The organism is Candidatus Spongiisocius sp., assembly GCF_965221825.1.
Lineage (GTDB): Bacteria > Actinomycetota > Acidimicrobiia > Spongiisociales > Spongiisociaceae > Spongiisocius.
This window is the reverse complement of sequence record NZ_OZ244917.1, coordinates 2,996,581-3,019,300: the sequence shown is the minus strand read 5'-3', so window position 1 is coordinate 3,019,300 and position 22,720 is coordinate 2,996,581. Positions and strand designations below refer to the sequence as shown.

The 22,720-nt window shown below is 67.3% G+C and carries 20 protein-coding genes; 9 read left to right on the top strand and 11 right to left on the bottom strand.

Annotated elements, in window-relative coordinates; translation table 11 throughout:
* Positions 1–10: 10 nt before the first annotated feature.
* The 4 genes from ACOQPD_RS13935 to ACOQPD_RS13920 form a co-directional block, all read right to left on the bottom strand.
* Positions 11–1,516 carry an amidohydrolase gene (locus ACOQPD_RS13935; protein ID WP_420612563.1) on the bottom strand — a complete coding sequence of 502 codons (1,506 nt, stop codon included), beginning with the start codon at positions 1,514–1,516 and terminating at the stop codon, positions 11–13.
* Between the two features lie 96 nt (positions 1,517–1,612).
* A complete protein-coding gene (locus ACOQPD_RS13930) occupies positions 1,613–2,686 on the bottom strand; it encodes an ABC transporter substrate-binding protein (RefSeq protein WP_420612562.1) in 1,074 nt (357 codons plus the stop codon).
* Positions 2,687–2,744: 58 nt separating this feature from the next.
* Positions 2,745–3,596, bottom strand: a complete 852-nt coding sequence (locus ACOQPD_RS13925; protein ID WP_420612561.1) for an ABC transporter permease — start codon at positions 3,594–3,596, stop codon at positions 2,745–2,747.
* Between the two features lie 21 nt (positions 3,597–3,617).
* The gene (locus ACOQPD_RS13920; RefSeq protein ID WP_420612560.1) at positions 3,618–4,358 is read right to left on the bottom strand and encodes an ABC transporter ATP-binding protein; all 741 of its coding nucleotides are present in this window, start codon (positions 4,356–4,358) and stop codon (positions 3,618–3,620) included.
* Between the two features lie 167 nt (positions 4,359–4,525).
* On the opposite strand from ACOQPD_RS13920, the gene ACOQPD_RS13915 reads away from it, so the two are divergent.
* Positions 4,526–5,569 carry an alcohol dehydrogenase catalytic domain-containing protein gene (locus tag ACOQPD_RS13915; RefSeq protein WP_420612559.1) on the top strand — a complete coding sequence of 348 codons (1,044 nt, stop codon included), beginning with the start codon at positions 4,526–4,528 and terminating at the stop codon, positions 5,567–5,569.
* Positions 5,570–5,683: 114 nt separating this feature from the next.
* On the opposite strand, the gene ACOQPD_RS13910 is transcribed toward ACOQPD_RS13915, so the two are convergent.
* The 6 genes from ACOQPD_RS13910 to ACOQPD_RS13885 form a co-directional block, all read right to left on the bottom strand.
* Positions 5,684–6,907 (bottom strand): hypothetical protein, encoded by a 1,224-nt coding sequence (locus tag ACOQPD_RS13910; RefSeq protein WP_420612558.1) that lies wholly within the window; start codon positions 6,905–6,907, stop codon positions 5,684–5,686.
* A gap of 131 nt (positions 6,908–7,038) precedes the next feature.
* A complete protein-coding gene (locus ACOQPD_RS13905) occupies positions 7,039–7,434 on the bottom strand; it encodes a rhodanese-like domain-containing protein (protein WP_420612557.1) in 396 nt (131 codons plus the stop codon).
* 133 nt (positions 7,435–7,567) lie between these two features.
* The gene (locus ACOQPD_RS13900) at positions 7,568–8,740 is read right to left on the bottom strand and encodes an adenosylhomocysteinase (protein WP_420612556.1); all 1,173 of its coding nucleotides are present in this window, start codon (positions 8,738–8,740) and stop codon (positions 7,568–7,570) included.
* Positions 8,741–8,773: 33 nt separating this feature from the next.
* Entirely contained in the window at positions 8,774–9,148 is a 375-nt protein-coding gene (locus tag ACOQPD_RS13895) for a RidA family protein (RefSeq protein ID WP_420612555.1), read from the bottom strand.
* A gap of 92 nt (positions 9,149–9,240) precedes the next feature.
* Entirely contained in the window at positions 9,241–10,767 is a 1,527-nt protein-coding gene (gene hutH, locus ACOQPD_RS13890; RefSeq protein WP_420612554.1) for a histidine ammonia-lyase, read from the bottom strand.
* Complete coding sequence (locus ACOQPD_RS13885; RefSeq protein ID WP_420612553.1) at positions 10,764–11,522, bottom strand: IclR family transcriptional regulator; 759 nt, start codon at positions 11,520–11,522, stop codon at positions 10,764–10,766. Before ACOQPD_RS13885 ends, hutH begins: the two co-directional genes overlap by 4 nt.
* A gap of 108 nt (positions 11,523–11,630) precedes the next feature.
* On the opposite strand from ACOQPD_RS13885, the gene hutU reads away from it, so the two are divergent.
* The 8 genes from hutU (at position 11,631) to ACOQPD_RS13845 (ending at position 21,089) form a co-directional block, all read left to right on the top strand.
* Entirely contained in the window at positions 11,631–13,322 is a 1,692-nt protein-coding gene (hutU, locus tag ACOQPD_RS13880; protein ID WP_420612552.1) for a urocanate hydratase, read from the top strand.
* Positions 13,322–14,863, top strand: a complete 1,542-nt coding sequence (locus ACOQPD_RS13875) for a trimethylamine methyltransferase family protein (RefSeq protein WP_420612551.1) — start codon at positions 13,322–13,324, stop codon at positions 14,861–14,863. Before hutU ends, ACOQPD_RS13875 begins: the two co-directional genes overlap by 1 nt.
* A 10-nt stretch (positions 14,864–14,873) precedes the next feature.
* Positions 14,874–15,548: a hypothetical protein gene (locus tag ACOQPD_RS13870; protein ID WP_420612550.1), complete on the top strand. Its 675-nt coding sequence runs from the start codon at positions 14,874–14,876 to the stop codon at positions 15,546–15,548.
* Complete coding sequence (locus ACOQPD_RS13865; protein WP_420612549.1) at positions 15,545–16,114, top strand: peptide deformylase; 570 nt, start codon at positions 15,545–15,547, stop codon at positions 16,112–16,114. Before ACOQPD_RS13870 ends, ACOQPD_RS13865 begins: the two co-directional genes overlap by 4 nt.
* The gene (locus tag ACOQPD_RS13860; protein WP_420612548.1) at positions 16,111–17,478 is read left to right on the top strand and encodes a formimidoylglutamate deiminase; all 1,368 of its coding nucleotides are present in this window, start codon (positions 16,111–16,113) and stop codon (positions 17,476–17,478) included. The genes ACOQPD_RS13865 and ACOQPD_RS13860 overlap by 4 nt, the downstream gene beginning before the upstream one ends.
* Positions 17,475–18,665, top strand: a complete 1,191-nt coding sequence (hutI, locus tag ACOQPD_RS13855) for an imidazolonepropionase (RefSeq protein WP_420612547.1) — start codon at positions 17,475–17,477, stop codon at positions 18,663–18,665. The genes ACOQPD_RS13860 and hutI overlap by 4 nt, the downstream gene beginning before the upstream one ends.
* Positions 18,666–18,669: 4 nt before the next feature.
* On the top strand, positions 18,670–20,127 hold the full coding sequence (locus tag ACOQPD_RS13850; RefSeq protein ID WP_420612546.1) for an NAD(P)/FAD-dependent oxidoreductase: 1,458 nt from the start codon (positions 18,670–18,672) through the stop codon (positions 20,125–20,127).
* 80 nt (positions 20,128–20,207) lie between these two features.
* Positions 20,208–21,089, top strand: coding sequence for a phosphate/phosphite/phosphonate ABC transporter substrate-binding protein (locus ACOQPD_RS13845; protein WP_420612545.1), 882 nt, complete (start codon positions 20,208–20,210; stop codon positions 21,087–21,089).
* A 51-nt stretch (positions 21,090–21,140) separates the two neighbouring features.
* On the opposite strand, the gene ACOQPD_RS13840 is transcribed toward ACOQPD_RS13845, so the two are convergent.
* Positions 21,141–22,718, bottom strand: coding sequence for an acyltransferase family protein (locus ACOQPD_RS13840; protein ID WP_420612544.1), 1,578 nt, complete (start codon positions 22,716–22,718; stop codon positions 21,141–21,143).
* Positions 22,719–22,720: the final 2 nt, after the last annotated feature.

The following is a 22,720-nucleotide window of genomic DNA, read 5'->3' as shown; positions in this document are numbered from 1 at the left end:
ACCGGAACGATCAGCAGAACGATTCGCTGCGCCAGGCCACATCACCACCCACAATGGTCATCACCGGGGCGGTTTCCGCCATCTCGTCAGGCGGGAGCCGGCGCGGATCACGGGGAAGGACGGTGAAGTCCGCCAGACAGCCCGGCTCGGTCCTGCCCCGGTCGCCGGCCTGCCCGTCCGCCTCGGCCGGCCACGCGGTCATGGTGGCCAGCGCCTCGTCGAAGCTGATCGCCTCCTCGGCACCCCATACCCGGCCGCTCGCATCGACCCGCGCGGTGGCTGTGGCCATGGCCGCCATGGGCGCGGCGTCCGGGATGACGGGCGTATCCGAGCTGTGGACCGGCTTCAGGCCGGCATCGATCCAGGTTCGGAGCGGGTACATCACCGCCAACCGCTCCTCGCCCAGCGCGGTCAGGAAGTCCGGGGCCCGGAAGCGCAGGAAAGACAGTTGCGGCACCGGGATGATCCCGCCCTGCTGCATGGAACGGACGGCGCTTTCGGAGGTGAGGCAGCAGTGCTCGATCCGGTGCGAACGACTCCCGCCCGCCGGAGGGTGGGCGGCCAGCAGACCGGCCACCGCCTCCACCGCCGCGTCTCCGATGGCATGGATGCTCATCTGCCAGCCGATCCGGGCGCCCTTGCGGATCGTCTCCTCCATCGCGCCGAGATCGGCATGCATAGTGCCCGACGTAGGGGCATCCGAGTACGGCTCCAGCATGGCGGCGGTGCGGGGGCCGAAGGCGCCGTCGGAGAAAACCTTGGCCCCGCCTATGCGGAAGTTGGGTCCCCCCGCACCGGGTCTGAGCCCCAGATCCCCGGCCGCATCCAGCAACTCGGCCCTGATCATCGACGTGAACCGCAGCCGGAGAGCCCGGCGTTCGCTCATGCGGAGGAAGGCCGCCACCTCCTCGCCGCGATGGGACATGGTGAGCGGAGCGGCATTGGTCACGTAGGTGAAGCCGTGGGACAGGAAGTAGTCGGTGGCGATCTCGACCGCCTGCTCGTCTTCCTCTTCGGACCAGGGCGGCACCACCGGATCCATCAGGGCGCGAGCGCCGTCGAGCAGCTCACCGGTGGGAACGCCGTGGCGGTCCCGGACTATCTCCCCGTCGGGAGGATCGGGAGTGCCCGCACCGATGCCGGCCGCGGCGAGGGCGGCGTGGTTGGCCACCCGGCGATGGAAGTCGAAGCTGTCCAAGACGACACAGCGGCCTCCGGGCAGGTCCAGTTCGGCAGCCGTGGGCGCCCTCCCCTCCGCCAGGCGGGCCGGGTCGTAGCCGCGGCCCTTGATCCAACGGCCGGCCGGGAGTCTCCGGTCGGCGTCTGCCACCCTCCCGACGATGTCGCCCACGGAAGTTACATCGGACGGCCAGCACGGGACTCCCATCCGGGACCGCCCGTAATTGACGGCATGGACATGGCTGTCGGCGAAACCGGGGAAGGCAACTCCCCCGCCGAGATCGACGACCTCGGCAGTGGCGGCCACCGTGTCCTTTACTTCGTCAAGATCACCCAACCCGCGGATCCTCTGACCGCTGACGGCGACCGCCCGGATGGAACGGTCGCCGCCGGCGACAAAAGATGCGTTTGTCAGTATCCGATCAGAGGTCAATCAGCAATCGGTGTCCAAGTCGTTGGCCTCGTCGATGATCGCCTGCTGGTCGAAATCGTTGATGTCGTCGAGAAGATCGTCGATCACGTAGTCACCCATGTCGATCTGCTGGGAGATCACGCCACCCTGGATGAAGATGTTCACGTAGGTGTTCCATCCGGCCGCATCCAGGAAACCGAACACGTAATCGCCACCCTCCTGTGGAGCGGTGGTGATCTCGATGACCGCCGCCAGGCCGGCCCGTCCTTCGGCATCGTCGGTGAACTCTTCGGGGATCAACTCCTTGAGCACGCACACGGCGCCGTCGATGTTGGTGTAGGCCACCAACTGGCCCTTGGCCGTGGCGCGGCCCAGACCGATCAGCAGCTCGTCGTCATCCTTGAAGTCCTCGGCGGCCAGAAGCCCCTCGGCAGGAAGGGTATTGAGCGAAGCGGGCGCGATCGACACGGTGTCGAGGCCGGCCGCGTTCATCGAGGCGATGTCGGACTTGGCGGACGAGTAGGCGTCGATCCGGCCATCATCCAGAGACGCCTTGACGCTGGGAGCGTTGGTCCCCACCTCGATGATCTCCACATCGTTGTCCGGATCCAGTCCTGCTTCGACGAGCAACGCCCGTACGAGCGGAACCTCACCACCGGCCAACTCGGAGATGCCGATCTTCAATCCGGCCAGGCCGGCGATGTTGTTGATCGACGATCCGGCAGGTACCACCACGTCGAACACCTCTCCGTAGGCGTAGGTGAAGAAGGGGTAGAGGCCCGCGCCGGCCTCGATGGCGGGCAGCATCGCCCCCGGCACGCCCATCCCGGCTTCGGCGTTGTTGGCGGCCAGTATCTGGGCAACGTCGGACGACCCGCCCGTGCCCTGGAGACTCACGTTGAGGCCCTCGTCCTCGTAGTATCCGAGGCCTACCGCGATCCAGTAGCCGTAACCGAACCCACTCGTCGTCGAAAGGGCAAGGTTGACGTCACGGAGTTCCTCATCCTCCGCGCACGCAGCTCCGATCATGGCAAGCGCGATCGTAAGCGCCAGCATGCCCGTCCAGGGTCGCGCCCAGCGACTCGTTGGTTTCATGTCCCTTCCTCCTTGTCCGGGTGGGCAAGTGCCCACGATGATTCTATATGTTGGTTCGCTAGGTGGCCTCTTCGAGATCCACATGCCAGAAGAGTAGTTTCCGCTCCAACCGAGCTGCGATCAGAAACATCGCCAGACCTATCAGGGCCAGCATCAGCAGGTAGGCGAAGACGTCATCGCTGCGGAACTGGAAGGCCGCGGTCTCGATCAGGTGACCGGCCCCCTCGTTGGTTGCGGTCAGCTCGCCCACGATCGCGCCGATCAGGGCGAAGGTAAGGGCCGCTTTGAGCCCGGCAAACACGGTCGGTACGGAACTGGGAAGCCGGAGATGGCGGAAAGTCTGCCAGCGCGTCGCCCGGAGGGATTTCATCAGCAGTCCCGCGTTCTCGTCGATCACCGTCAGCCCGGTGATGGTGTTGATCAGGACCGGGAAGAAGCAGATCGTCGCGGCCAGCGCGATCTTGGAGGTGATCCCGAACGCGAACCAGGCGATGAACACCGGTGCCAGGGCCACCCGGGGGGTGGACTGGAACAGGATGATCACCGGATAGAAGGCCTTCCTGAAGGTCGGTACCAGCGCCACGTAGGTTCCGAGCAGGAACCCTCCTCCCGCCCCCACGACGAAGCCGATAGCCGTCTCCTGGAAGGTCACCCAGAAATGCCAGAGCACGAACGGGGTGGTTATGGCCTCGAAGAAGGCCGGAATTATCTCTGTCGGCTTCGAGAGCACGATCTCAGGCCAGAAGGACGGGTCGAGCCGGCTGAGCAGCTCCCAGATGAGGCAGATAGAGAGCACCACCGAGCCGGTCAGCAGTATCTGGGACCCGATCCTCCGAAGGCGGGAGTCCGAGGCGGAACCCGGCAACTGATCCATTCCGATCGTACCGGCGCCGGACATGCTGTCATCCAATTCGAGGACTCCTTTCTAGCTCTAGAAGAGACCGAGCACTTCGCGTATGTAGTTGACGGTCTCGGTGAACTCCTCCAACCGTCGAGAGCCCGGGACTCTCGGTCTGGGGAGCCCAACGTCCACCACATCCAGTATCCGGCCGGGCTTGGTCCCCATCACCGCCACCCGGTCGGAGAGGAACACCGCCTCCCGGATGTTGTGCGTCACGAAGACCGTGGTCTTGTGCTCGTGCTCGGCGATACGCGCCAACTCGGTATTGAGGTGCTCCCTGGTGAACTCGTCCAGAGCCCCGAACGGCTCGTCGAGGAGCATCAATTCGGGGTCCGAGACCAGCAGCCGGCAAAGAGCCACCCGCTGCTGCATACCACCCGAGAGCTCCCGGGGGTAGTGCTGCTCGAATCCTTCCAGCCGGACCAGCTCGACCACGTCTGCGACCCTTCGTTCCCCGTCCGGCTCCATGGTGCCCATGATCTCGAGGGGAAGGGAGATATTCCGGATCACGTTGCGCCACGGGAAGAGGGTGGAGGTCTGGAACATCAGACCGATCTCCTCGCGGGGTTCCGTGACCGGACTGCCTCCCAGGTGGACATTGCCCCCGGTGGGGCTCAGGAGACCGGCGATGATCTTGAGGAGGGTTGACTTGCCGCATCCCGACGGCCCTACCAGGGTTAGGAACTCCCCTTGCCGGACGTCCATCGACACGTCCTTCAGCGCCACCAGCGGCTCGCCGTCCTTCTCGAACACCTGGGTCACACGATCCACGGCAAGCGCCGGGCTTCTGCCCGCCAAGTGGCTGGGGGATGAGCCGCTACGGAGATCGGTCGGCTCCGAGACCACGCGTCTTCCTCTCGTATCGATGGGATCTGCGGTGATGCTAGTAGCTGGGTCGGATGGTTTCACAAGCTTTGCCGGGAGTACCCTTACCCCTCGTGGCGGTATCCGTTCCTGCTCTTATGAAGGTGGCCGAGCTCGTCGAGGATGGCGCTCTCCGGTTGGCGGAGCGCCCGGTTCCGAGAGTGCCGGACGGCTGGTCGCTGATCCGGGTGAGGGCGGCCGGAGTGTGCGGGACCGAGCTGCATTTCCTGGAGGGGCTACTCGATCCGATGGGCATCCCGCGGGTGCTCGGACACGAGGTCGCAGGGGAGGTCACCGGCGCCCGTACGGGATCATCAGGCTCGCGGGTGGCGGTCTACAACGTCATGAACTGCGGTTCGTGCCGCTACTGCAACACGAACCGGGACCGGCTCTGCGCCCATTCCCTGGGGATGATCGGGTTCACCGCAGACGGAGGCTTCGCCGAGTACGTGGTCGTCCCGGAGAGGAACCTCGTTCCCGTTCCGGGCAGCGTGAGCCTCGAGGCGGCCGCGGTGCTTGCCTGCAGCGGGATGACCGCCGTCCATGCGGTACGGCTGGCCGGACTCGGCATCGGCGACCCGGTGGTGGTCAACGGCATCGGAGGCGTCGGGCTAATGCTGGTCCAGGTGGCAGCCCTGGCCGGCGCCACCGTGCTGGCGGTGGCGGACGAGACAGCCAAGTTGGATCTCGCACAGAACCTCGGTGCCCGGGCCGGCCTGCTGATCGACGATCCGGAAGGCTACGAGACTCTTCCGGAGGAGGCGATACGGATGATGGGACGGGCGCCTGACGTGTTCTTCGAGACTGTCGGGACACGGGAGACGATGCGGGCCGGGTTCGGTTGCCTCGCCCCCGGCGGCTCCTTCGTCCAGATCGGATACACGAGCCAGCCATTGGACATCCATCCGGGTGCCCTCATCAAGAACGAACTCCGCATCCTCACCTCGGCCGCCGGCTCCAGGAACGATCTGGAAACAGCCATCGCCCTCGCGTCGCAGGATCGCCTGGCGGTCGTGATCGCCAATCGCACCGACCTGGACGGGCTCCCCGAAGCCATCCAGAGCCTCCGAGACCGCCACGTCCTGGGCCGCAACGTCATCCGGTACGAGTCCGGGTAACCCTCGGAATAGAACCTCATCCCACACTTTTCGACGGTTTCATCCCACACTTCTTGGCGGTTTCATCCCACAGTTTTCGGTGGCTCCAAACCGCAGATCTGGCCCACCGTGGGTTCAGGACTGGAGGCAGGCGCTTGCGATGTCGTCGGGGATCGTGATGTTGTCCGCGCTCAGGTCGAGACCGTGCTCCTCCAGGCAGGCGATCTGGTCCTCGCTGACCTCGAAGCTGCCCGAGACTGTCTCTCCGGGGAGGTCGGCGCCGCCGAAACCGGCCGTCTCTTCCCCTGCCGCGAGTTCGGAGAGGAGTGCCGCGGCCGGACCGAACCGGCTGTCCGGGTCATGCTCCGCCCTGGCGGCTGCGACCACGGCATCGATGTCGCCCAGGGATCCGACGTGCTGTGCCAGGAGTTGGGCCGGTGTATCGCCCGCCAGGAGTCGCTCCGCGACGTCGATTCCGGAGGGTTGGAGACGGTCGAGGAGAGCGAGCAAGGTGGCGCCGCTGCTGTAGAAACGGCCGAACCCGAAGAACGACTTGATGCCACCCCCGAGCGCAGCAGGATTCTCGACGCTGTCGTCGTAGTGGACGAGTTCGCCGGTGTGGTTGGTCGAGTTGTAGATGTTGCCGATGGCGTCCCCGATGCTGTGCTCGATATAGCGGGCGGAACCCTCGGTGCGTTCTTGACTCTCGTCGAGGGTGACCCGGCCGTCGCGATCGTGGCGAGCGGACCTGACAGCGGCGAACTGCCGGGCCAGACGCTCTGTGTCGGCGAGAGTGCCGGCCTCGTAGGCAGCGATCAGGATGCGGTCCTCGAGCAGGACAAGCTCTAGGTTCTCCGCCGAGAAGTCGTATCCGTCAACGTCTTGGAGGAGGTCGCCGGGCACCCACGCGTCGAACTGGTGCCGGTGGAAGGCCTCGTGAGCGAGCAATGCGACGAACTCGGGAGTACCGGGTTCCATACCGGGCTCCCCTGATCGGCCGACCAGCACGAACGTCTCGGTACCGCCGATGTCCGCGAAGAAGTCGAACGGCGCCATGGCGACCAGCCTGTCCGGATCCGCTACTTCGTCGACAACCGCCACCCGGTGGCCGTCGATCTCGAGCCCGCGGAGCGGGCCGCCCAACTCCTGCGGGTCCGGATGGTTGAAAGCGGCGACAGCCGCGACGTTCCCCTCCGCATCAACCGAGACCAGTACCGCGGGGATGGCGGCGAGGTCGTAACCCGGCCATATCCCGGCCGTCTCCGAGACCGCCGAATGCCAGCTGTCGATGAGCGAACGGGCGTCCCCGGACACCGACTCGATGCTGTCTGCTACGGCCGGGGTCGAGGTGGTAGCCACCGGAACCGATCCTTCCGAACTCGCGGGCGGCGCCGGATCATCCCCCGACCCGCACCCCGCCACCAGCGCGAGAACCGCGACCGCGAGACCCAGCCTGCGCAGAACGGACCGGGCACTTGTCATGCTGACGCTCAGCAGCCGCAGACGGCTTCCTCGCCCGGATGAGAGCGGTCGCCTTCGGTGGGATAGCCATCACGCTTCCACCAGTCGAGGCCGCCGATCAACTCCCGCACTTCGAAACCGAGCTCGAGCAGCTTCAACGCGGTCTTGGTGGAAGCGTTGCACCCGATGCCGTCGCAGTAGCACACGTAGATCCGTGACCGGTCGAGGAAAGCCGTCGACTCGGCATCGATCTCCCGGTGCGGCAGGTTCAACGCGCCCGGCACATGCTCCCGGGCGTAGGCCTCAGCCGTCCGGCCGTCTACTACGACCAACCGTTCGCCGTTGCTCAACGCCTCATGGACATCCCACGAGTCCATCTCGAAGGCAAGCTTGCTCCGGTAATGGTTCAACTGGTCAACGTTCATCTGGATCCCTCGCGGGTGATTCGCCGTGGCAAGGTCGTGCATCCTAGACCTACCCCCACAGCTGCCCACTCCACATGGCAGGAGGTGCACTCCAATGGCATTACCGATGGACTGGAACTGATGCCGTGACGGCTCAGCCGGCCGGAAGCTGGCCCATGGATCGGAGCATGGCGGAAGCGACTCGGTCGTTGATCAGACGCGGGACCGCTTGGGGACCCGGGCACAGGTCGATGCCGGGCGTGACCAGAGCGGCCAGCGACAGGGCTTGGAGGGTAAGCCCGAGATCCATCGCCTCGATGGGGTTGCCGAGACCACCGACCGCGGCCAGATTGACGATGCGTCCACCGGCTAGCACGAACACCGTCCGGCCCGCGGGCAACTCGTGAGCGTGGAGGGAGGGGGCGATCAGCTTGCCGGGAGCCTCGCTTTCCAACCGACCCACATCGATCTCGGTGTCTGTATGGCCGGCGTTGGCCAGCACCACCCCGTCGGGCATCATCTCGATCAGCTCGTAGCCCACCACCCGCTCGCGTCCGGTAGCGGTTATCACCACATCGGCGCCCACGACGGCGCCGGCGGCGGCGTTCACATCGAAACCGTCCATGGCGGCCTCGAGGGCCTTGACCGGATCCGGATCCACCACGGTTACATCAGCCCCCCGCCGGCGGGCGTAGAGGGCGATACCCCGACCGCACCAGCCGTAGCCGAACACCCCCACCCGCTTCTTGTGCAGCGACATGTTGGTGGTCCGCACGACGGCGTCGACCACGGACTCGCCGACTCCGTGCTTGTTCTCCACGATCGACTTCAGCGGGCTGTCGTTGATCACGATGACCGGGAACCCCACCGCTCCGGCCAAGCATTCTCGCAGCCGGAAGGCACCCGACGTGGTCTCCTCGGTCGCGCCCGTCGGCGGCCGTTCGGCGCGGATGCAGGCCTCGATCAACTCGGCCCCGTTGTCCAGCACCAGGTCGGGGCCGCTGGCGGCGATCCGGCCGAGATGAGTTGGAACGGCGGACTTGCCGTCGCCGGGACGGTCCAGCACCTCGCAACCGCGATCGGCCAGCGCCTCGGCAGTGCCGAACTGAGTGGTGCCCTCGTTGCCCATGGCCACCACCCGGGCGCCCGCCGCCAGCAGCCCCTCGACCAGCACCGCCGTCTTGGGCTCCAGGTGGAGACGAAAGCCGATCGTCAGCCCATCAAACACCCGCCGCTCCGCGAGATCGGCCAGCGCCTCCGCCAGCACAGGCATCCGCCGCCTGGTCCAGGCGATCCTTCCCTCGGCCACCGCCCGCTCACCAGCCACCCGAACCACTTCCTTAACTGCTGCGCGTGGGTTCTAGGGGATGACGGCTACCAGATCGATCTCGACCATCATGCCGTGGAGGTCGCTGCCCACGGTGGTGCGCACCGGCTTGGGATCACCGAAGCGCCGCTCGTAGACCCGGTTGTAGGCCGCGAAGTCGCCGAGGTCAGCCAGATGCACCGTCGCCTTGACCGCATGGTCCAGGCTGGTACCGGCCGCCTCCAGAACCGCGCTCAGGTTGTCGATGGTCAACTCGGTCTGCTCCTCGATCGTATCGCCGACGATCTGGCCCGTAACCGGGTCGATCGGTCCCATCCCTGCTGTGAATACCAGGTTGCCGACCCGCATACCCTGCGAGTACGGACCCAAGGGCGCTGATGCGGCATCGGTGCGGATTTCTTCTTTCATATCTGTACCGTCACTCCCGGACTCTGGCTCGCCTGATCTGCTCAGGGATCAATGACATCCCTGGACAATACAAGCCGGCCGCCACAGATCGATCAGGCGAGCCGGCCCGTTGCGGCCTCGACCGCCTCCACCAGGGCCTCGTCCGCGAGAAGATCCTCGGCCGCGAGGAGTTCGGGCGACAGCGCGCGATCAGGACCCGGACCGGGCACGCTGCCTCGTAGCAGCCGGACGGCGGCGCCGGTGCCGTCCGCCGGCCGGAGAGGTTCGCGGAGTTCCACGGCACGCGCGGCGGCGACCCACTCGATCGCCAGTATCCGGCGCAGGTTGGCGATCACCAGGCGAAGCTTCCGGGCCCCGGACCAGCCCATTGATACATGGTCCTCCTGCATGGCCGAGGTCGGATAGGAATCCACCGAGGCCGGTGCGGCCAGCCGCCGGTTCTCGGCACACATCGCGGCCGCGGTGTACTGGCCGATCATCAGGCCGCTGTCCACACCCGGATCGTCGGCAAGGAACGGCGGGAGCCCTTGGGACCGGTTGTGATCCAGCAGCCGGTCGATACGTCTCTCCGCGATAGCCCCCACCTCGGCCAGAGCGATGGCCAGGTAGTCGGCCACCAGCCCGATCGGCGCACCGTGGAAGTTGCCGCAGGACTCGACCCGGCCGTCCGGGAGGACCATCGGGTTGTCGATGGCCGAAGCCAGCTCGCGGCCGGTCACCTCCTTGGCGAAGGCCAGGGTGTCGCGCGCCGCGCCATGCACCTGGGGAGTGCACCGGATCGAATAGGCGTCCTGGACCCGCAGGCAGCCGGTCCGGTGGCTGGCGACGATCGGTGACGCGGCCAGGACGGCCCGGAGATTGGCTGCGCTGGCAGCCTGGCCCGGATGGGGCCTCAAGGCTTGAAGATCGGCCGCGTATGCCCGATCGGTTGCCAGAAGACCCTCGACGCTGAGCCCCGCGACGATGTCGGCGACGGTCAGCAGGTGCGCGGCATCGTGAACCGCCAGGCAGAGCATTCCCAGCATCCCGTCCGTACCATTGGTGAGCGCCAGGCCCTCCTTCTCGGTGAGGACCACCGGTGCGATCCCGTTCCGGGCCAGGACGGCGGCGGACTCCTGCACCTCTCCGCCGACCATCACTTCGCCCTCACCGATCAGGACGAGCCCTACGTGGGCCAGCGGGGCCAGGTCACCGCTGGCGCCCAGCGAGCCGTGTTCGGGCACCCTGGGGACGATCCCGGCGTTCAGCAGGCTTAACAGCCCCTCTGCGACCAGCGGCCGGACGCCCGAATACCCGAGCGCCAGGGTCCGAGCTCGGAGGAACATCATGGCCCGCACCACCTCGGCCTCCACCGCCAGCCCCATTCCCGCGGCATGGGAGCGGATGAGTGAACGCTGCAGGTCGGCCCTCCGTTCCGCAGGGATCGTGGTCGTAGCCAGGGCGCCGAAGCCGGTCGTGATCCCGTAGACCGGGTCACCCTCGGCGAGTTGCTCCACGATGGAGCGGGCAGCCCTCATGCGCTCCAGGGCACCCTCCGTGAGCCGGACCCCCTGGCCGCGGCGGGCCACCCCGACCACATCCGGGACCGTCACTCCGGGACCCTCGAGCAGCACGGTCATCCAGGTACTGCCTGCCGCGGGAAGAGCGCCAACGAGGTCTTGACCGCCGCGTCCACCAAGGCCTCGGCGGTCAGCTCCAGGCGCTCCCCCGCCAACCGCTCGGCAGGCCCCAGGACCGAGATTGCACCAACGATCCCAGCCGATCCATGGATCGGCGCCACCACCGCAGTGACATCCGGTTCGATGGCGCCCGTGTTGAAGAACAGGGTGGGTGGCCGGCCGTGGTTCGTCACCTCGCTCGCTAGGGCCTCCCCTACCGCCGTTCCCTCGATGGGCACCGACTTGCCCACCCATCCGACGTGTCGGATTGCTCTGCGACTCTCCACCGTCGCGATATAGACGGCTTCGCTTCCATCCCTGACCGCCAGGTACGCGGACTCCTCGGTTGCCTCGGCCAGACTTTGCAGGGCCGGCTGGGCCGCCGCCGTGAGTCGGGCATACGGACCCGATTGGAAGGCTGCCAGGGCGATACGCACGAAGCTCGGCCCCACCGAGTACCTGCCCAGATCGTTGCGGACCAGGTAGCCGCGGCCGGTCAGGACCCGCAGATGGCGCAGGGCTGTGCTCACCGGTATGCCTGTAGCGGCAGCCGCCTCGGTCAAACCGACCGCCCCTCCGCTGACGACCGCATCGAGCAGGCTCAGGACCCTCTCCGCCGAGCGTGACGCATGAAGCGTTGAGCCGGATCCGCCGGAGGATCGAGGACGGGTCGCGGTCACCCGATCCGGAGGTCCTGTGGTTTGGTTGAGTTTCATTATCTGAAATCGCCTTCTGTTTATTGACAGGATAGACCCCGACCAGGTAATATTCAAGAAGCAGTTCGCCTGCGAGCACCTTTCCCTTCGGATCGGCGGAGGTTTCCGATGACGGCAATCAGGCACCCCGGTTCAGGCCCCCCGGTAGGTGGTGTCCGCGCCCCGACCGGGACCGATCTGACCTGTCGCGGCTGGCCGCAGGAAGCAGCCTTCCGGATGCTGGCGAACAACCTCGACCCCGAGGTGGCGGAACGTCCGGACGACCTGGTCGTATACGGCGGCACCGGACGGGCTGCCCGGTCATGGGACGCCTACCACGCCATGGCCCGGACGCTCACCACCCTCGCCGACGACGAGACGATGCTCGTCCAGTCCGGCAAACCGGTGGGTGTCCTCCGAACCCATGAATGGGCGCCGCGGGTGCTCATCGCCAACTCCAACCTCGTCCCCGACTGGGCGAACTGGGACGAGTTCCGCCGCCTGGAACACCTCGGATTGACCATGTTCGGGCAGATGACGGCCGGTTCCTGGATATACATCGGCACCCAGGGCATCCTGCAGGGAACCTACGAGTGCTTCGCCGCCATCGCCCGGAAACGGTTCGGCGGATCCCTGGCCGGCACCCTTACGGTCACCGCCGGTCTAGGGGGTATGGGCGGCGCCCAACCGCTGGCGATCACCATGAACGGCGGGGCAGCCCTATGCATCGAGGTGGACCCCGATCGGGCGCAGCGCCGTCTCGAGACCCGTTACCTGGATGTGGTCGCCGATGGCTACCGGGACGCCCTCCGTCGCTGCGCGGAGGCGGTTACCGACCGCCGGCCGCTGTCGGTAGGGCTGGTCGGCAACGCGGCAGAACTGCTGCCCCGCCTCCTGGCGGACGGAGTCGCCGCCGACATAGTGACCGATCAGACACCGGCGCACGATCCGCTGGCCTACATCCCGGACGATCTGTCCCTGGAGAAGGCCGATGAACTCCGGGAGGTCAAGCCGGACGAGTACGTCATCCGTTCCCGGGCCGCCATGGCCACCCATGTCGAGGCCATGGTCGGATTCCTCGACGCCGGAGCGGAGGTATTCGACTACGGCAACAGCCTGAGGGCCGAAGCCGATCTCGGCGGGTACGACCGGGCGTTCGCCTATCCGGGATTCCTGCCCGCCTACATCCGTCCCCTGTTCTGCGAGGGGAAGGGCCCGTTCCGCTGGGTGGCTCTCTCCGGCGACCCGGCCGACATCGCAGCCACCGACCGGGCGGTACTCGAGGAGTTCCCGGACGACGAGGGGCTACGGCGCTGGATCACCCTGGCCGGGGAACGGGTCGCCTTTCAGGGGCTTCCCGCCCGGATCTGCTGGCTGGGCTACGGCGAGCGGCACCGGCTGGGTCTGCGGTTCAACGACATGGTGCGGTCCGGGGAACTGAAAGCGCCCATCGTGATCGGGCGGGATCATCTCGACTCCGGCTCGGTGGCCTCGCCCTACCGCGAGACCGAGGACATGGCGGACGGCAGCGACGCCATCGCCGACTGGCCCCTCCTCAACGCGCTGGTCAACACGGCGTCCGGGGCATCCTGGGTCAGCATCCATCACGGAGGAGGGGTCGGGATCGGCCGATCGATCCATGCAGGACAGGTATGCCTGGCAGACGGGACCGATCTGGGGGCCCGGAAGCTGGAGCGCGTGCTTCTTAACGATCCGGCCACCGGCGTCATCAGGCACGCCGACGCCGGCTACGAACTCGCCACACGGGTTGCCACCGACCGGGGCGTACGCATCCCGATGGCGGAAACAGGCCTCCCGTAATGGCGGCCCGGCGTGGCCGCGGCGGGCGCCGCGCTCGCATCGCCGCCCGCGGCCCCCGGAACCCCCAGATCCCGTTCCGCCAGCCGAGACTCCCCTGGCAGCCGGTCCGGGCCATTCCCGATGACCGTCTCGAAGCCATCCACGAGGCCTCCCTGAAAGTACTGCGCGACGTCGGGATGGACATGCTGCACCTGGAGGCCAGGACGCTCCTGGGCCGGGAGGGAGCGGATGTCGATCCCGACTCGGCGCGGGTCCGTTTCGATCCCGAAATGGTCACCGAGTTGGTCGGCCACGCACCCTCCGAATTCACCCTTCACGCCCGCAACCCTGCCCACCACATCCACCTCGGCGGGAACCACCTGGCGTTCGCGGCAGTGGCCAGCCCGCCGCACGTATCCGGCCTCGGTCGTGACCGGCGTACGGGAAACAGGGAGGACTTCAGACAACTCGTGCGCCTGAGCCAGCACCTCAACGTCCTGCATCTGCATGGCGGGTACCCGGTGGAACCCGCCGACCTCCATCCCTCGGTCCGTCATCTGTACGCCACCCTCGATCTGCTCACGCTCAGCGACAAGGCCTTCCACACCTACAGTCTCGGGAGGCAGCGGACCCTCGACACGATCGAGATGGCCCGGATAGCCCGGGCGATAACGGACAGCGACCTGGAGACACAGCCTTCGCTGTACACGATCGTCAACACCTCGTCGCCGCTACGGCTTGACACCCCGATGATCGAGGGAATCCTCGAGTTGTCGGCCCGGAACCAGCCGGTGGTGGTCACCCCCTTCACGCTGGCGGGAGCGATGGCGCCGGTGACGGTCGCCGGGGCGCTGGTCCAGCAGAACGCGGAGGCGCTCGCCGGCATCGCCCTCACCCAGGCAGTGCGGCGTGGCGCGCCGGTCGCCTACGGCGGGTTCACCTCCAACGTGGACATGCAGTCGGGCGCTCCCGCCTTCGGGACCCCCGAGTACCTGCAGGCCGCTCTGGTAGGCGGTCAGCTGGCGCGCCGCTACGGCCTTCCGTACCGGTCGTCGAACGCCAACGCCTCCAACGCAGTCGATCTCCAGGCTGCCTACGAGAGCATGTTCTCGCTGTGGGGAGCGGTGATGGGCGGCGCCAACCTGGTGATGCATGCGGCCGGGTGGCTCGAGGGCGGGCTGCGGGCGTCCTTCGAGAAGATGGTTCTGGACGCCGACCTGCTGCAGATGATCTGCGCGGCGCTCGAGCCACCTGCCACCGATGACGGCTCGCTGGCCCTGGAGGCCATCGCAGATGTCGGACCGGGCGGTCATTTCTTCGGTACCGCCCATACCCAGGCCCGCTACCGCGACGCCTTCCACACCCCCCTCCTCTCCGACTGGAGCAACTTCGAGACCTGGGACGAGGCCGGACGCCCCGATCCCGCCCGGCGGACCGAGAGCCTGGCCGGGGAGTTGCTGGACGCCTACGAGGCGCCCCCGATGGACCCGGCGGTCCGAGAGGAACTCGAGGAGTTCGTCGCCCGCCGAGTCCGCGAAGGCGGCGTCGCCACCGATTACTGAGAGGAGTTGCGTGCAACCCATCCGTTACAGCCCCGTCCGTCTTCGCACCGAAGAGAGCCCCGCCGACCATCCGTGCGCCGACATCCGACACTACGAGGCCGACCTGGCACTGCTCAACCACCTGCTCGGTGACCTGCGGGCTCTACTTCGCCGGGCCGAGGCAGGCGAACTGGTACTCCGTCCTTACGAGGTCAGGACCTGGTACGAGGACGGACTGCGACGCCGGATCGTCATGTGCGACCCGGAGGCTCTGTTGGGGGGTACGGATGTGTTGATCGTCGGTTTTCTCGGGAACCGGCGGTCGACTGCGGAGGCCCAAGCCATCGACGAATTCGACATCGACGTGATCTCCGAGTTCCGGCGGTACCCGGGGATCCTCAGCTACAGCTCCACGGAGAGGATGCCGAAACAATGGGCGAACCTGGTGGTCCACCAGGAGGTCGGCGACCGTGAAGCCTGGCGTCACAGCGCGGTCCACATAGAAGCGGCCGAGGTACTGTCTCCCGTCGTGTACCACAGCGTCCGCATCCACAACGGGCGCCTGCGCGGGGGGCCGATCGGCAGCGGCAGTCTGACGGTGGAGCTCAGCAAGTACTGGGACTACGACTCGGAGCCGATGTGGCACTCCATCCGGACACTGCCGGGAGGGATCACGTCGGCAGACCCCCGGCCGGGCCGGCGATGACGGTCCGGCGGATCCTCTCCATAGGCCACCCGGGGCTGCGGGTGCAGGCGGGAGAAGTGTCCCGCCACGACATCCCGCTCCCGGAGACCCAGACTCTGATCGACGATCTCATCGACACCATGCGGGATGCCAACGGCTCGGGGATCGCCGCCACCCAGATAGGCGAGCCGGTCCGGATCATGGTGATGGAAGTCGACGACAACCCGCGCTATCCCTACAAGCCGCCCATTCCTCTGACGGTCGCGATCAATCCCGAGTACGAGGCCCTCGATGACAGGACGGTCGTCATCAACGAGGGATGCCTGTCGGTTCCGCTGCGGGGTGAATTGGAACGCCGGGTCAACCTCCGCGTCAGCTACACCGACCGGTTCGGGACCGATCATGAACGAGTCCTGCGCGGCCTCACCGCCGGGACCTGGCAGCACGAATGCGACCACCTCGACGGCGTCCTGGTGGTCGACCGGATCGATCCGGGAACCCTCACCACCTGGGAGGAGTTCGACCGGCATCACCGCGGCCCCTTCGTCGAGCGCATCACCCGCTTCGTGGCCGAGGTGGGCTCGTGAGCAGCAGCTACTGGTGCGAACTGGCCTGGCTTGGGGGCCCGAGGGCCACCGCCGGCGTCCTGGTCGAGGTGGACGGGGACCGCATCGCCGGGGTCTCCCCAGGCCACGCCACGCCTCCCCGGGACGCCGTCGAACTGCCCGGCCTGACCCTTCCGGCACTGGCCAACGCCCACAGCCACGCCTTCCACCGGGCATTGCGGGGCCGGACCCATGGCGGTGAAGGAACGTTCTGGACGTGGCGCGACCTGATGTACGGCGTGGCCTCCAACCTCGATCCGCAGAACTACTACCGGCTCGCCCGGGCGACCTTCGCCGAGATGGCCCTGGCAGGCATCGGCGTGGTGGGCGAGTTCCACTACGTCCACCACCGGACCGGAGGGGACCTTTACGACGACCCGAACGCCTTCGGGGCGTGCCTGGTGGCCGCGGCGCGCGACGCCGGTGTCCGCCTGACCCTCCTCGACACGCTGTACCTGCACGGCGGCTTCGCCCCCGGGCCGGGATCCGGGTACGCCCCGCTGCTTCCCGAACAGGCCCGGTTCGGCGACGGGTCCGTCCACGCCTGGACGCGTCGGGTCGAGCGCCTTAGGGCGAGCGTTCCGGGACCGGGCGCCAGGGTCGGGGCGGCGGTCCACTCGGTCCGCGCCGTCGACCCGGCGTCGATCGGAATGGCGGCACGCTGGGCCAGGGAGCGGGCGCTGCCCCTTCACGTCCACGCCTCCGAGCAACCGGCCGAGAACGAGGCCTGCCTCCAGGTCCACGGTCGGACCCCGACGGCCGTGCTGTCAGACGCGGGTGCGCTGGGTCCTGGCACCACCCTGGTCCACGCCACGCACCTCTCCGACGAAGACATTTACCTGGTCGGCGCCGCCGGAGCCCAGTGCTGCATCTGCCCCACGACCGAGCGCGATCTGGCCGACGGGATCGGGCCCAGCCATCGCCTGGCCCGGGCGGGGGCAACCCTCTGCGCGGGATCGGACTCCCACGCGGTCATCGACATCCTCGAGGAGGCGCGGGCAGTGGAATTGGGCCAGCGGGTCCTGACGAACCGGCGGGGAATCCACTCCACCGAGGCCCTCGCCGCCCTTGCCACCGTCAACGGGTACCGGTCGCTCGGATGGAAGGACGGAGGCGCCATCAGGCCGGGCTGGCTGGCCGACTTCACAAGCGTCAGGCTGGACTCCGTGCGCCTAGCCGGGATCGACGGCGAAAACGCCCTGGCTGCGGTGATTTTCGCCGCCTCCGGCGCCGACGTTCACAACCTCGTCGTCGGGGGCCGGCCGGTCGTGGTCGGCGGCGCCCACGTGTCGGTCGACGTGGCGGCCGAGCTTGAGTCCTCCGTAGCCAAGGTGGTGGCGGCGTGACGCTGGTGATCGACAACATCGGGGAACTGGTCACCAACGCCGGCGGGCTCGGGGCCGGACCGCTCGGGATCGTTGAGAACGCTTCGGTGGTGATCGACGGGGACACCGTGGTGGCCGTCGGCCCTGCCGGCGCGGTGGCGGATGAACGCCTGGACGCCGGAGGCAGGTGCGTGATGCCGGGGTTCGTCGACTCCCACACCCACCTGGTCTTCCAGGGAGACCGGGCGGAGGAGTTCACCCGGCGGATGGCCGGAGAGCCCTACGACGGCGGCGGGATCCGGGTGACCACCGAGGCCACCCGCGCCGCGGGCCGGGAAGCCCTCCGGGCGGGCCTCGCCCGGAGGCTGCAGGAAGTCCACCGGGCCGGCACCACCACCGTGGAGATCAAGTCCGGGTACGGGCTGTCGGTCGAATCCGAGGCTGAGACCACGTCGCTCGCCGCCGAGGCCACCCCGGAGAGCACCTTCATGGGCGCCCACGTGGTACCGAGCGAGTACCTGGGCAGGACCGACGAGTATGTCGACCTGGTATGCGGACCGATGCTCGAGGCCGTGCGGCCCCACGTCCGCTGGATCGATGCGTTCTGCGAGAAGGGGGCATTCGACGCGGACCAGTCCAGGGCGGTCCTCGAGGCGGGCCGCGCCGCCGGCCTCGGTCTACGCCTCCACGCCAACCAGCTGGACTACGGACCCGGAGTCCGGCTCGGCGTGGAGATGGGCTGCGCGTCCGTCGACCATTGCACCTACCTGTCCGACGATGACATCGAGGCCCTCGCCGCGAGTGACACTGTGGCCACCTTCCTGCCCGCGGCGGACTTCTCAACCCGCCAACCGTATCCCGACGCCCGGCGCGCCATCGACGCCGGCGTCACGGTGGCCATAGCGTCGAATTGCAATCCCGGGTCGAGCTACACCACGTCGGTCTCGTTCTGCATCGCGCTGGCGGTACGCGACATGAACATGACCATCGACGAGGCGATCGCCGCCGCCACGACCGGCGGGGCGGCCGCCCTCCGCCGCGAGGACGTGGGCCGGTTGGCGCCGGGAGGTCCTGCCCATATCACCGTCATCGACGCTCCGAACCGCCATCACCTCGCCTACCGGCCCGGAGTCCCGCTGATATGGCGGACGATCGGCGCCGACTACGTCCAACCATCGACCGAACACGAACCCGAAGGAGAAAGGTAAGCCCATGAACCTCCCGAACCCCACCGGGCACAACCAGTGGTACCCGTTCGCCAACCGCCCGCTGCCGCCCGATGTCGACGGCCAGGCGGCCAACCCGGCAGTGATCCCCGTCTTCGATGCTGTCCCCCTGCCGCGGAGCGCCCGGTTCGTGGTGGTCGGCGCAGGTGTCCATGGCCTGTCGAGTGCCTATCACCTGGCCATGTATCTCGAACGATCGGGCAAGGGCAAGGGAAGCGATGTGGTGCTGATCGACAAGCAGGGCCCGGGCGCCGGCGCCACCGGTCTGGCATGCGGATGCGTCCGCAACCTCTACATGACCAATCCGCTGCACGCAATCCTGCGCGCCAGCGTGGAGGTGTGGGAGTCGGATCCCGTGAACTTCGGCTTCCAGCAGGTCGGCTACGTGTCGGTAGGCGAGGCCAACCAGGAAGAGGACTACATCAAGCTCCATGCGTCACAGATGGCCAACGGGTACCCGTCCGACCTCTACACCGGCTCGGATGCCCAGGCGTTCCTGACGAAACTGTGGCCCGACTTCAAGACCGACAACTGCGACGTGGTGCTCCACGAGCACCGGTCCGGATACGCCGGCACCCACATAGCCGTGTGGGGCCTCGACCAGAAGTGCCGGCAGTGGGGTGTCCAGCGCGTCTATGGCGCCACCGTCACCGGATACGAGCGGGACGCATCGGGTTCCGTCACGGCCGTCGAGACCGATCAGGGATCGATCTCGTGCGAGCAGGTCGTCGTCGGCGCCGGAGCGTGGACCCCTACCCACTGGGAATGGCTCGGCGGCCCATCGCACCTCGACGTCGTGTATCCCGACGGCCACATCGAGGAACAGATGGACATGTGGATCTACTGGCGCCTCCTTGAGGGTGAGGTGGTCCTGCCCGAGGGGGTGGACTTCCGGACCGCTCAGTACCGGGACTCGCCCGTATTGCATGTGGAGTTGATGGACACACCGGTCTACGCGGAGGACGGGACGATGATCAAGGACCACACCTACGTGTACACGCGCTACGCGGCCGAGCGGGTGGGCGCTCCCGGTCTCCAGGGTGGGACGATCCCCATCAAGATCGGACCACGGGCGGAGGTCGAGCCCTACGGTCATCTCAACGACCTCTACCAGGCGGAGTCCTGGTTCGCCGACTACTACTGCGCGACCCTCGGCATGCTGTTCAAGCGCCTTGAGAACATCCGGCCCTACTTCAAGGACCGCCGTAACGGAGGGATCGGAGCCTTCACGCCCGACAACGTGCCGGTGTTCGATTACGTGGCCGACAACGCCTGGGTGATCGCTGACTCCAACCACGGTTTCAAGATGATCGGGGTGGGCAAGCTCACCGCCCAGATGATGGTCTATGGCGACAAGCCGGACGAGCTGAAGCCCTTCACCCTCGACCGGTACCGCACCGGCGGTACCTTCGGCGACCGGAACTCGAACTGCCCCTGGGTCTAAGCTCGGCATCCCTCCGGTAGCAGCGGGTCGGCCGATGACGTAACCGTGCCCGGCCGGATGCGGCAGGAGGACGGCAAACGTTGAGTGACCCGGAAGGAGCGCCCCTGAGAGCTGCGACCTTCCTGGGCGACAACACCCTGCCCATCATGCACGATCTGGTCGGGTACCTGTCGGAGGTGACAGGAATCGAGGTCGTGATCGACCGCACGGCGGGTAGAACGACCGTCGAGGCGCTCCGCGACGCGCCCACGCTCGACCTGGTCTGGATGTGCGGGTATCCCACCGCGTCGCTCATCTCGGCCGGCCGGATGTCCCATGCGATCGTGGCCGCGCCGGTCTTCGCCGGTCACGGAGGGCCGGTCTACCACTCGGTGATCGTCACCCATGCGGCCGGTCCCCCGACACTGGACGCGGCTCTGGAGACCAGGCTGGCCGTAAACGAGCTCGAATCCTGGTCCGGCTTCCTCGGGCTCGAGGCCCATGTCGAGCGATCCTTCCCCGGTAGGTGGTTTGCCGACCAGACCGTGACCGGCTCGCACCGGGCCTCGCTCAGAGCTGTGGCCGACCGGGCCTGTGACGTCGCGTCGGTGGACGTGACCGTCTGGGAACACGCCTTGGCCGAGAGACCGGAGGCGGTAGCGGACCTTCGCGTGATCGACCGCACCGCCGACTGGCCCGCGCCGCCCTTCAGCTTGAGCTCGAGGTTGGAGACCGGAACACACAACAGGCTCAGAGAAGCGCTGCACAGCCTCGGTAGGGCAAGCATCCCCTCCCTGGACGGCGTAGTTCCCACCGGGCTCGGTACCTACCAGGACGTGATGCCTCGATTCGATCCGGAGCGCACTACCTCCCAACCATCCCGAGCCACCCATGTCTCCGAGATACGGCGACGCGAGAAGGCTGCCGGCACGAGCCTTCCGAGTTCGCTGATCCTGGAGACGCGCGACGCCGACCGGAGCTGATGGCGACCGTCGATGCTTCGGTGCTGATCGATGCCGGCAACATGGCGTTCGCTATAGGCCGGTCGCCCGCCCGATGCGGTCGGAAGGACGGACTTTCTTGCCGTTCAGCATCGTCCCGATCGGGGTATACCGGATGAACAGCTGGTAGGTCGCGAGGAGCAGCACCGTCACCGAGACTGTGATCATCAGGAACTTGACCTCCGCCGGAAGGTTCCAGTCGCGCACCATCGCCTGGGCAACCACCACCACCGGAAGGTGAGCCAGGTACAACCAGTAGGAGGAGTCGGAGAGGTACCGCACCCCGCGACGTTCCCGCGGCAGCAGCACCCGGAACAGTCCCATCAGCCCGAGGCACATCCCCCAGGCGTACGCCACCTGCAGGACCGACGCCACCGGCCATGAGAACAGCTCCGGCTCGAAGGTGAAGACCAGCCCGGCCGGGAGCACGACCAGGAACGAGACCGGCAGGAAGGCCCACCAGGGTCTCCCTAGCGTGTCGACCAGAAGCCTGCCGCTGCGTCCCCTGCGCCGGTATATCAGCGCCCCGAAGGCGAAGAAGGTGGCGTAGTAGGCCAGCACGTGGGGAAACGGCACCAGACCATCCGAGGTGTCGGGCCCGAAGACCGGATAGGCGCCACCCCCGCCCATGTACAGCTGCGGCACGATCGTGAGTGGGATCATCGACCACATGACCCACCGCGGCCAGGTTGCCTGCCCAAGACCATGGGGATCCCGGCGGTCCACCGCCCAAGCCACGATGCCGAAACCGGCCACCAGCCAGAGCAGGAACCACAGGAACCAGAGGTGATAGAACTGTTGGATGGTTGACAGGTCCAGTCCGTCGGCCGAATCGTCACCTTCGTCCGGATCGACGGCGCCGGCCCCCCAACCCGGTATCTCCGACCACTCCATGCCTTCGGGTAGTGGATCCCCACCTCCGTGGGTGACCAGGAGGTCGGCCGCTTCCTCGTGGCCGAAGTGGAAGGCCACGCCTAGGGGCGTCTCGCCCTCCGAGGCGGTCGCCACCGGCGCCGGCTGTGCGCCCCGCGAGAGCAGCAGGTCCAGCATCTTTGTGTCTCCCGTCAGGGCGGCGGCGTGGAGGATCGTCCATCCGCCCGGCTCGCCACGGAGATCCGGATCGAAGCCCCTGTCCAGCAGTTGCTCCACCCCGAAGACGTCACCGGCGAACACCTTGCCCCAGATGTCATCGTCCGCCACCTGGGCCGGCGGCGCGGACCCGGCCGCCCAGTCACCTACGAGACTGGTGAGTGGGACGATCGTGAACATACCGATCAGGAGCGGGAGCGCCACCCGGCGCAGCCGATGGTTCAGCAGGGCGCCGAGGCCGCGACGCCGCCACAGCAGCGCGGTGAAGAAGCCGCTCATCAGGAAGAACACCGGCATGCGGAACCCGTGGACCGCCCAAAGGAACTCGTCGAACAGCCCGTCGAGGCTGGAAGTGCGGTCCTGTACCCACCAGGGCGCCGGGAAGAACGCCAGCGACGCGTGCAGTCCGATGCCCAGCAGCATGGCAAACCCCCGCAGCGCGTCGAGGTCGTGGAGCCGCCGCCGGGGATTCTCCCCCACATCGATCCCGATCGCTACCGGAGGCCCCGGGGTGTCTGCCATCG

Coding starts and splice junctions, on each gene's coding strand:
- ACOQPD_RS13905 (WP_420612557.1), bottom strand. CDS start 7,434: ATGAACGTTGACCAGTTGAACCATTACCGGAGCAAGCTTGCCTTCGAG.
- ACOQPD_RS13840 (WP_420612544.1), bottom strand. CDS start 22,718: ATGGCAGACACCCCGGGGCCTCCGGTAGCGATCGGGATCGATGTGGGG.
- ACOQPD_RS13865 (WP_420612549.1), top strand. CDS start 15,545: ATGACGGTCCGGCGGATCCTCTCCATAGGCCACCCGGGGCTGCGGGTG.
- hutH (WP_420612554.1), bottom strand. CDS start 10,767: ATGACCGTGCTGCTCGAGGGTCCCGGAGTGACGGTCCCGGATGTGGTC.
- ACOQPD_RS13875 (WP_420612551.1), top strand. CDS start 13,322: ATGGCGGCCCGGCGTGGCCGCGGCGGGCGCCGCGCTCGCATCGCCGCC.
- ACOQPD_RS13930 (WP_420612562.1), bottom strand. CDS start 2,686: ATGAAACCAACGAGTCGCTGGGCGCGACCCTGGACGGGCATGCTGGCG.
- ACOQPD_RS13850 (WP_420612546.1), top strand. CDS start 18,670: ATGAACCTCCCGAACCCCACCGGGCACAACCAGTGGTACCCGTTCGCC.
- ACOQPD_RS13885 (WP_420612553.1), bottom strand. CDS start 11,522: ATGAAACTCAACCAAACCACAGGACCTCCGGATCGGGTGACCGCGACC.
- ACOQPD_RS13895 (WP_420612555.1), bottom strand. CDS start 9,148: ATGAAAGAAGAAATCCGCACCGATGCCGCATCAGCGCCCTTGGGTCCG.
- hutU (WP_420612552.1), top strand. CDS start 11,631: ATGACGGCAATCAGGCACCCCGGTTCAGGCCCCCCGGTAGGTGGTGTC.